Consider the following 5,805-nt stretch of genomic DNA (forward strand, 5'->3'; position numbering starts at 1 on the left):
CCTGTGAGTCACTGCCCTGTGAGTCATTGTCGGGGGAATCACTCTCGGACGCATCACTTTCGGACAGAGGTGACTGCGACACCAACCGTTCGACCGACGCATCGAGTTGCTCGACCGACAATCCGACCCACTCCACTGGGCTTCGATCGTCAACCGATTGCCGGCCGACCGATTGCAGCTGGACCAACGATTGGATCCAGGCCCGTTGCAACGACAGCTCCATTGCATCAACCCACAGCGGGGCGGCGTCCCAGCTGGCGACACGTGACGTCGCCGCGGCGGATGGGGGCGATGCATCGCGAGCCGAACGATTAGCGGGCGGATTGGCGAAGGCGTCTGTCGAAGCATCACCCGGCTGAGCCATCGCCAAGGTGGGCTTGGTTGCCGGTTCGATTTCGACCCAGGTTTCTTCTTGGGCGTCAAAAAAGGTCTGGTAAAGCCCTGGCCGGCGGGCTTCACGCATCATCACGATCACCAACAGCAACACCACGCCCAGCCGAATCAGCCGCCGCCGATTGTCTGCCGCGCCGGGCACCGACGTCCGCTTTTTTGCATTTTTCTCCCCTCGCCTGGGGCGATAAAGGCTGGAATCGTTAAATTGCGATGGGATTCGCATGACTCGTCGGACCGAAGGGGGGCGTGCGCTTGAATGACTGCAGGGACGACTTTACGCTAGATTAACCTCTTTCTTCAATCTGATCACTTTTCGACGAATCGCGGTATGACGAATCTCATGCGCCACAGGCGGCCGAAGTCGTGTTTCCATTGGCCATCGGATCCAGTTCGCCGCCTCTCGGTCATGGCATTTTGCTTGCTGTTTGCGTCGGCGCTGCCGCAAAACGCGCGCGCCGAGGGCGAACCGGCCGAAGCCTTCGTCAAGCAACTTCGCAACGCCGGCTACTTTGATACCGCGATCATGTATTTGGATCGAGCGGAAAAGATGCCGGGAGTCGATTCCTCGTTCGTCGCCGCGATCCCGCTGGAGAAAGCACAGACTTACATCGAGACGGCGCTCCATTCCCGTAACCCCGACGACCGGGACAAGGCGTTCGCCGATGCCGAAGCCGCGCTCCAGGAGTTTCTCAAACGCGAAAGCCACCCGCGTCAAAGCGAGGCGCGGCTGCAGTTGGGCAAGCTGCAGATGATTCGGGCGGCACAATTGCTGGCCGGCGAACCCGTCGAAACCGAAAAGCGGCAAGCCCGCGAATCGTATTTGGCGGCCGCCAAGACGTTCGACGGCATTGTCAGTGACCTGCGGGGGAAACTGGAATCGATGCGGGGCCAGAAAATCGATCCCGAGAAGGATCCCGACGCCGCCGCGCTCCGCGATCAATATCGATTCGAATTCCTGCAGTCTCAGCTCAACGCCGCCGATGCCATCAAGCTCGCGGCAAAGACGTATGCCGATCCGGCCAAAGACGGCAAGGCACAACTCGAAGACGCGGTCAAACGCTTCGAGGAACTCAACGGGAAGTATGCCACCTACTCCCCCGGCGCGATCGCGCTGTCCCATCTCGGCGATCTGAACGAATTGCTCGGCAAGTCCGATGCGGCGTTGGACAATTATTTGCGGATGCTCGAAGAACCTGCCGTCGACCAACTCCGCGAGGCCAAGTTCATGTCGGCCGCCGGCGTGATTCGGCTCAAGTTGGCCGCCGACCCGCCGGCGTACCAAGAAGCGATCGACCGCACCGCCAACTGGGTCAAGGAGATTCGCCCCAACGAGGAGTCGCTGCCGGTGGTGCAGGAGTTTCGCATCCAATTGGCCAAGGCTTATCTCGCCAAAGCCGCCGACGACAGTTTGAAGAAGGGTGAAATCGGCCGCGCCAAATCCGAAGGGCGCGATCTGCTGCGCGCCGCCAGCAAGGTTCCCGGCCCGCACGTCGAAGAGGCCAAGGCGATGTTGGCCGACTTGGGGATCGAACAGGAAGCCGAAGCACTGCCCACCGCGGAGCCCCCCTCCAGCTTTGACGACGCGATGGAAAAGGCGACCCAGGTGTTGACCGTGACCAGTGATCTGGAAGAAGCGCTCAAGGTCATTCAAGCCCAGAAGCAAACGCCTGAACTGAAACAACAGATCGAAGACATTCAAAAACAGATCGACGAATCGTATCGCATCGGCGTCCAAGTCTTGCGCGGCGGTTTGGCGATGGTCACGTCGGAAACCAACATCGAATCACTCAACCAGGCGCGCCAGATCCTGGCGTACTTTCTCTACCAGTCCAAGCGGCTTCGTGAGACCGTGGTGGTGGGTAACTTTTTGGCACGCCATGCCCCCGGCACCGAACTGGGACTCAAGGGCGGCTTGATGGCGCTGACCAGCATGCAGTTGCTGTTGGCCGAAGTCCCCGATGATGACAACGAAGGTTTGATCCTTCAATTGGAATCACTCGGCAAGTTCTTGGCCAAAACCTGGCCGGATGATCCCAACGCCGCCGCCGCCCAAGGATTGCAAATCCGATTGTTGCTCAAGAAAGATGACTTCGACGGCGCCCAAAAGCTGATCGATGACATGGCCGCCGGCAGCGAACGGGCTTCATTCAAACGGTTGCTCGGCCAACTGTTGTGGAACCAATCGATCGTCGCACGGACTCAAGAGAACGACGACGCCAAGTCTGAAATGTTGATGGACCGCGCCAAGCAGAATCTGCAAGCCGGGTTGGATGAGATCGAGGGCAATCTGATTGAAGTCGAGGGCATGCAAGCTGCGACGGTGCTGGCCAAGATCCATTTGATGCAACAGGACAGTGCCGCCGCACTCAAGGTCCTGGATCATCCGAAGTACGGTCCGCTGGAATGGATCACCAAACTCGGCGCGCAGTCGGAAGCGTTTGCCGGCGAGTTGTACAGCACCGAACTGAAAGCCCTCGTCGGCCAAATGTTGGCCTCCGACACCCCGGACAAGTATCTGGACCGGATGACCGCCACCATGGAAAAGCTCCGCAAGGCGTACCAGGGAGAGGAGTCGCAAACCAGGCTGACGCAGACTTACATGCGTTTGGCCAACGACCTGAAAGAACAACTCGACACCGCCACGCCGGCTCGCAAGGTCAAGTTGATCGAAGCGTTTCGCGTGATGCTGCAACGCATCTCCGACGCGACCAACGACAACGCGACCCTGCGGTGGGTCGGCCAGACGCTGATGTCGATGGGCGAGGCTTCGATGGACCAAGGACAGGTCAAGGCGACCGGCCAAGCCGCGGACTTGTTGGCACAAGCCGTCGAAACCTTCAAATCGCTGCCCGATCAAGACAACCCGACGACCGCCTATCTGTTGGGACTCGCTCAGCGGTTGATGGGCGAGTACAAGGACTCGATCGACACGTTTGACAAATTGTTGCAACAAAAACCGCTGATGCTGGAAGCCCAGGTCGAAGCCGCCCAGGCCTACGAATCCTGGGCCGGCACCCTGCCGCCCAACATCGCCTACAAAGCCTACCGGGCCGCGTTAGAAGGCGCTCGACCGGGCAAGGACAAGAAGAATGTCATCTGGGGTTGGGCGGAGATCAGCAGCAAAACCAGCAAGATGATCAATCGCAACGAGAACTTTAAGGAGAAATTTTTTGAATCTCGCTACCACGTCGCCCTCTGCTTGTACCTGATGGGAAAAGCCGGCAAGCGAGACGACGACATCAAGAAAGCGATCAAGGTGATTCGTGAAGCGGCCACGTTGTTTCCCGACCTGGGCGGCCAAAAACGACGTGCCGAATACGACGCACTGATGAAGGAGGCTCAGCGCTCGGTCGGCCAAAATCCGGTCGGGATCGCCAAGCCACAACCCAATGGAAACTAATCTTCACCGCCGGCCGCTGCTACAACCACCCATTCAACCTTTGCGTCCCACGATAACACGATTCATGACCCACCCTCGCCTACTCTGCCTCTGTTTCGTTGCCGCCGTTTTCAGCTTCGGTCTCATGACCGAGGATGCCCAGGCTCAACTCGATCGCGTCTACACCCATGACTCCGGGACCGCGTCCAGCGGAACCATCACGACGGTGACCAAGAACGGCATCCAGTTAAAGGTTGGATCGAATACGAAAAACTTTAGCGAAGACGAGATTCGCAAAGTCGCTTTCCAAGGCGATCCGCCTCCGTTGGCACGCGCACGTGAATTTGCCATCGATGGGCAATACGAACAGGCGCTCGACGAATTGAAGGCGCTCGACTTCAACACGATCTCGCGAGAACTGATCAAAGTTGACGCCACCTACTATCGGTTCCTCTCTCGCGCCAAGTTGGCGTTGGCCGGACAAGGTGATCGCAAAGCCGCGACGGCCGAAGGACTCAGTTTCGCCGGCAGCAATCGTGATTCCTATCACTTCTATTCGGTCGCCAAACTGCTGGGCGATCTCGCCTTGGCGCAAAAACAGCACGCCAAGGCACTGCAGTTCTATGGTGCCCTTGCCCAAGCACCGTCGACGGAGTCCAAGATCCAATCACGCTACCTGATCGGCGTCACGCTGTTGGAACAAGATGACATTCCGGGTGCCGAAAAAGCATTTTCAGACGTCGCCTCAGTCGAAGTCAATTCGACCAGCGCGCTGCGTTTGAAAACGCTCGCCAAGGCGGGGCAAGCCGTCGCGCTGGCCAAAGGCGGCAAAGCGAAAGAAGGGCTGGAGTTGGCTGACAAGTTGATCACCGAACTCAATCCCACCGACATCGAAATGTCCGCCAAGATTTACAACGCCCAAGGCGCCAGCTACGAAGCCGCCGGCGATATCGAAGGCGCCATCCTGGCGTATCTGCACACGCACCTGATGTTCTCCGGCCAGCCCGACGCACACGCCACCGCGCTCAGCCGATTGGTCGAATTGTGGCCCAAGGTCGGCCGAACCGAACGCGCCGCCGAAGCCCGGCAAGAACTGCAAACCCGCTACCCCGGTTTCGTCAATTGACGCCTTGCGACCGGCAACCATACCCGGCCAATCCGATTGAAGTCACCCTTCCTGGCAGCAATGGTATCGACATAAGTCGCTTTTTGCCCAAAGGGCATACAGATCCATAGCCTGGGGCAAGCAAACCGAGCATTTGCGAGGGTTGCGCCGCCCCAGGAACCTCATCGCAATGAGGTTCAATTTGGCCAACGGCCATGCACAACCTTCGCGTTTGACGAGGCATTTGTGGATGACCGTTGGCCAATCCCTCTGACATGCAAACGAGGGGTAGATACCAATGCCCTCGCAGCCAGGGGAGGGTCGTCATTCATCGCAACGCGATTCTCCCGCACATAGAACCCTCCCCATCCCCTCGTTCCTCGCGTCCGACAACCTCTAAAATGGAAGTCGAACACGCGAGGTTTCCCACGAGCCATCACCGTCCAAGCATCCCGCCGATGAACCGTCCAGTCCATCCACCGTTGGCCGTCACGCTCTTCCTGGCCGTCACAACCTTGGCCGGTTTCATCGGGAACCGTCGTGCCCTCGGCGACGAGCCACCAGCCGATTCGGCGACCCCAACGACCGTTCAAATCGCCGGCCAGTCGGTCACGTTGGCCGAGCCGACGCTCGGCGACGAATCGGATGCCGATGCGCAGCGACGGCTGATCACACCCCTGCTCCGCGGACTCAGTTTCAACCAGTTTGCGCGCGATTCGGTCGTCGCACCGGTGCGCATTTACCTGCGATACATCACCAACGAAGCCGGTGACCGTTTGGGGCACGATGTCCATGTCGTCTTCATCATCCACGAGAGCTTGCAAACATTCTCGGACCAAGACATCGCTCAGCGACTCGGCGGAGAAGTTGCCGACGAGACTGCCGAGACTGGCGAGACACCGGCGGAGGTGGACGACGTCTCGGCCGA

The 5,805-nt window shown here is 59.0% G+C and carries 2 protein-coding genes and 2 pseudogenes; 3 read left to right on the plus strand and 1 reads right to left on the minus strand.

Going from position 1 to position 5,805, the window contains the following annotated elements:
* Window positions 1–616: pseudogene (locus tag ABX749_RS19125) on the minus strand (hypothetical protein); the annotation flags it as partial.
* A 183-nt stretch (window positions 617–799) separates the two neighbouring features.
* Here ABX749_RS19125 and ABX749_RS19130 point away from each other — a divergent pair.
* From ABX749_RS19130 to ABX749_RS19140, 3 genes and pseudogenes are all read left to right on the plus strand, one after another.
* Window positions 800–3,793, plus strand: a complete 2,994-nt coding sequence (locus ABX749_RS19130; RefSeq protein ID WP_372897372.1) for a tetratricopeptide repeat protein — start codon at window positions 800–802, stop codon at window positions 3,791–3,793.
* Between the two features lie 64 nt (window positions 3,794–3,857).
* A complete protein-coding gene (locus ABX749_RS19135; protein WP_372897373.1) occupies window positions 3,858–4,898 on the plus strand; it encodes a tetratricopeptide repeat protein in 1,041 nt (346 codons plus the stop codon).
* A 437-nt stretch (window positions 4,899–5,335) separates the two neighbouring features.
* Window positions 5,336–5,805: pseudogene (locus tag ABX749_RS19140) on the plus strand (hypothetical protein); the annotation flags it as partial.

The sequence above is a fragment of the Stieleria sp. genome, from assembly GCF_041595215.1.
In the GTDB taxonomy this organism is placed as follows: Bacteria; Planctomycetota; Planctomycetia; order Pirellulales; family Pirellulaceae; genus Stieleria; species Stieleria magnilauensis.

What these genes read in the sequence shown, in the direction of transcription:
- ABX749_RS19130 (WP_372897372.1), top strand. Translation starts at nt 800, where the DNA reads ATGGCATTTTGCTTGCTGTTTGCGTCGGCGCTGCCGCAAAACGCGCGC.
- ABX749_RS19135 (WP_372897373.1), top strand. Translation starts at nt 3,858, where the DNA reads ATGACCCACCCTCGCCTACTCTGCCTCTGTTTCGTTGCCGCCGTTTTC.